Source organism: Variovorax sp. 20P10.2.4 (assembly GCF_058244205.1).
In genome coordinates this window covers 1-4,664 of sequence record NZ_JBZAYE010000573.1, presented here as the reverse complement: position 1 = coordinate 4,664, position 4,664 = coordinate 1, and the positions used below count along the sequence as shown (strand labels likewise).

Genomic DNA, 4,664 nt, shown 5'->3' with positions numbered 1-4,664 from the left:
CTGGCCCCAGTGGCCTGCGCCGCCGTGCCCATGGCCACCGCGTTGTCGCCCGCGGCCTTCGCGTCCTTGCCCGAGGCGATGGCGTCGGCACCGGTGGCGCCGTCGTTCTGCTCGTTGCCGCCGCCGGTCGAGTTCACGCTGTAGTACCTGGTCTTGCCCTTGTCCACCGTGTCATTGAGCTGGCTCACGTTGACCGCGTCGGTGTCGGCCACGCCCGGCGCGACGTTGGCGATCACCTTGCCGCCGGCATCGATGCCCGAGGTGGTCACGCTCGGACCGCCCGCGATCGTCAGCCCGGTCGATCCGAGCTTGACGTCCGGCCCCACGGCCACGCCGGCGTTGTTCATCACCGTGTCGCCCACGGTCACGCTGTGGTTGACCTTGACGTCGTCGGCGAGCTTGAAGTCGAGGTCGGTGCCCGTGCGCTGGATCGCGACGTTGCCGTCGGAGCTGCCGAAGTTCACCTTGCCGCCCGGCGCCACATTGCCGCCCGTGGCTTCGCCGTTGGCGGCCACGTTCCAGCCTGCGCTGGCGGTCTGGTCGACGAGCTTGAGCTGTTCTTCCGTTGCTGCACGGCCCACGGTCGCAAAGCTCGGATCGTTCAGCGTCTTGTTGCTCAGGCCCTGGATGTCGTTCGTGACACCGCTGAGCTTGACCGTGCCGCTGGTCACGCCGCCCGCCGACACCGCCGTCGTGGTGGTCCCGTTGTTGACTGTCAGGCCTGTCGTGTTCACGACGCTCTGGCCCACCGTCACGCTGTTGTTGACCTTGACGTCGTTGGCGAGCTTGAAGTCCAGATCAGTTCCCGTGCGCTGGATCGTGACGTTGCCATCCGAGTTGCCGAAGTTCACCTTGCCACCCGGCGCCACATTGCCGCCCGTGGCTTCGCCGTTGGCCGCCACGTTCCAGCCCGCATTGGCGGTCTGGTCGACGAGCTTGAGCTGCTCTTCAGTCGCTGCGCGGCCCACGGTCGCGAATGTCGGGTCGGTCAGGGTCTTGTTGCTCAGGCCCTGGATATCGTTGCTGACGCCGCTGAGCTTGACGGTGCCGCTGCTCACGCCTCCGGCCGACACGGCTGTCGCGGTGCTCCCGTCGTTCACCGTCAGGCCCGCGTTGTTGACGAGGCTGTTGCCCGTGCTCAGGCTGCCCGAGGCCGTGAGGTTCACGTCCTTGTTGAGCGCCACATTCACCTGCCCGTCGTTGGCCACGCCGTTCTGCGTCACGGTCATGTTGCTGTCGCCATTGAACGTGACCTTGCCGTTCGCGCCGATGTTGGCCATGGTCGAGCCCGCGCCATTGGCCGTCACGTTCCAGCCTGCACTGGCGGTCTGGTCGACCAGCTTGAGCTGTTCTTCGGTTGCTGCGCGGCCTACGGTTGCGAATGTCGGATCGGTCAGGGTCTTGTTGCTCAGGCCCTGGATGTCGTTCGTGACGCCGCTGAGGTTGACCGCGCCACTGGTCACGCCGCCCGCCGACACGACCGTGGTTGTCGTGCCGTTGTTGACGGTCAGGCCCGTCGTGTTCACGACGCTCTGGCCCACGGTCACGCTGTTGTTGACCTTGACGTCGTCGGCCAGCTTGAAGTCGAGATCGGTGCCCGTGCGCTGGATCGCGATGTTGCCATCCGAGTTGCCGAAGTTCACCTTGCCACCCGGTGCCACATTGCCGCCCGTGGCCTCGCCGTTGGCGGCCACATTCCAGCCCGCGTTGGCGGTCTGGTCGACCAGCTTGAGCTGCTCTTCCGTTGCAGCACGGCCCACGGTCGCGAATGTCGGATCGGTCAGGGTCTTGTTGCTCAGACCTTTGATGTCGTTCGTGACCCCGCTGAGGTTGACCGTGCCGCTGGTCACGCCACCCGCCGCCACCTTCGTGGTGGTCGTGCCGTCGTTCACGGTCAGTCCCGTCGTGTTCACGACGCTCTGGCCGACCGTCACGCTGCTGTTGACCTTGACGTCATCGGCGAGCTTCACGTCCAGGTTGGTCCCGGTACGGGTGATCGTGACGTTGCCGTCCGAGTTGCTGAAATCGACCTTGCCACCCGGCGCCACATTGCCGCCGGTCGCTTCGCCATTGGCGGCCACGTTCCAGCCCGCGCTGGCGGTCTGATCGACCAGCTTGAGCTGCTCTTCCGTTGCGGCACGGCCCACGGTTGCGAATGTCGGATCGGTCAGCGTCTTGTTGCTCAGCCCCTGGATGTCGTTGGTGACACCGCTGAGGTTCACCGTTCCACTGGTCACGCCACCGGCCGACACGGCCGTCGTCGTGGTCCCGTTGTTGACCGTCAACCCCGTGGTGTTGAGCACGCTCTGCCCCACCGTCACGCTGTTGTTGACTTTCACGTCATCGGCCAGCTTCACATCGAGATCGGTGCCCGTGCGGGTAATCGTGACGTTGCCATCCGAGTTGCTGAAATCCACCTTGCCGCCGGGCGCAACGTTCGCGCCTGTGGCCTCGCCGTTGGCCGCCACGTTCCAGCCTGCGTTGGCCGTCTGGTCGACGAGCTTGAGCTGCTCTTCGGTCGCCGCGCGGCCCACGGTCGCAAAGCTCGGGTCGGTCAGCGTCTTGTTGCTCAAGCCCTGGATGTCATTCGTGACACCACTGAGGCTCACTGTGCCGCTGGTCACGCCACCGGCAGAGACGGCCGTCGTGGTGGTTCCGTTATTGACCGTCAGCCCTGTCGTGTTCACAACGCTTTGGCCGACCGTCACGCTGTTGTTGACCTTCACGTCGTCAGCCAGCTTCACATCCAGGTTCGTACCCGTGCGGGTGATCGTGACGTTGCTATCCGAATTGCTGAAGTCGACCTTGCCGCCAGGCGCAACGTTCGCACCCGTGGCTTCGCCGTTGGCCGCCACATTCCAGCCTGCATTGGCCGTCTGGTCGACGATCTTCAGTTGCTCTTCGGTCGCCGCACGACCGACAGTCGCGAACGTCGGACCGGTCAAGGTCTTGTTGCTCAGGCCCTGGATGTCGTTCGTGACACCGCTGAGCTTGACCGTGCCACTGCTCACACCACCCGCCGACACCGCCGTCGTGGTGGTGCCGTCGTTGACGGTCAGACCCGTCGTGTTCACCACGCTCTGCCCCACGGTCACGCTGTTGTTGACCTTGACGTCGTCGGCCAGCTTGAAGTCCAGATCAGTGCCCGTGCGCTGGATCGTGACGTTGCCATCCGAGTTGCCGAAATTCACCTTGCCACCCGGCGCCACATTGCCGCCCGTGGCTTCGCCATTGGCCGCCACGTTCCAGCCCGCGTTGGCGGTCTGGTCGACGAGCTTGAGCTGCTCTTCGGTCGCTGCGCGGCCCACGGTCGCGAATGTCGGGTCGGTCAGGGTCTTGTTGCTGAGGCCTTGGACATCATTGGTGACGCCGCTGAGGTTCACTGTGCCGCTGGTCACGCCACCGGCCGAGACGGCCGTCGTGGTGGTTCCGTTGTTGACGGTCAGACCCGTGGTGTTCACGACGCTCTGCCCCACGGTCACGCTGTTGTTGACCTTCACATCGTCGGCCAGCTTCACGTCGAGATTGGTGCCCGTGCGAGTGATCGTGACATTGCCGTCCGAGTTGCTGAAGTCCACCTTGCCGCCCGGCGCCACGTTCGCACCCGTGGCCTCGCCATTGGCCGCCACGTTCCAGCCTGCATTGGCGGTCTGGTCGACGAGCTTCAGCTGCTCCTCGGTCGCGGCACGACCGACCGTCGCGAAGCTCGGATCGGTCAACGTCTTGTTGCCCAGCCCCTGGATGTCGTTGCTCACACCGCTGAGATTCACCGTACCGCTGCTCACGCCCCCAGCCGACACAGCCGTCGTGGTGGTCCCGTCGTTGACGGTCAGGCCCGCGTTGTCGACCCGGCTGTTGCCCGTGCTCAGGCTGCCCGCCGCCGTGAGGTTCACGTCCTTGTTGAGCGCGACATTCACCTGGCCGTCATTGGCAGCCCCCGTCTGCGTCACGGTCATGTTGCTGTCGCCATTGAACGTGACCTTGCCGTTCGGGCCGATGTTCGCCGTCGACGAACCCGCGCCATTGGCCGTCACGTTCCAGCCCGCATTGGCGGTCTGATCGACGAGCTTCAACTGCTCTTCGGTCGCCGCACGCCCCACCGTCGCAAAGCTCGGATCGGTCAGCGTCTTGTTGCTCAACCCCTGGATGTCGTTCGTGACCCCACTGAGATTCACCGTCCCGCTGCTCACGCCACCCGCCGACACGGCGGTCGTCGTGGTCCCGTTGTTGACCGTCAGCCCCGTGGTGTTGAGCACGCTCTGGCCCACCGTCACGCTGTTGTTGACCTTCACGTCATCGGCCAGCTTCACATCGAGATCGGTCCCGGTGCGGGTGATCGTGACGTTCCCATCCGAATTGCCGAAGTCCACCTTGCCGCCCGGCGCGACGTTGCCGCCCGTGGCCTCGCCGTTGGCCGCCACGTTCCAGCCCGCGTTCGCGACCTGGCTCACGGCCTTGAGCTGGCTCACGTTGACCGCGTCGCTGTCCGCGGCGCCCGCGGCCACGTTGGTGATCTGGCGCAACTGGCCATTGCCGCCCACGCTCACCGCCGCCAGCGTGCTGGTGGTGTCGGCGATCGCCGTGCCGCTCTTCGCGGCGGTGCCGGTGCCCGGGTCGTAGCCGACCACGCCCGCGGCCGTGTTCGCCAGCGAGTTGCTGCCCAG

General features: G+C 65.6%; 1 protein-coding gene. It reads right to left on the bottom strand.

All coding sequences use genetic code 11. The features are described 5' to 3' along the window. Positions 1-4,664: beta strand repeat-containing protein (locus AC27VN_RS33275; RefSeq protein ID WP_490879323.1), on the bottom strand; the 4,664-nt coding region annotated here is incomplete at both ends.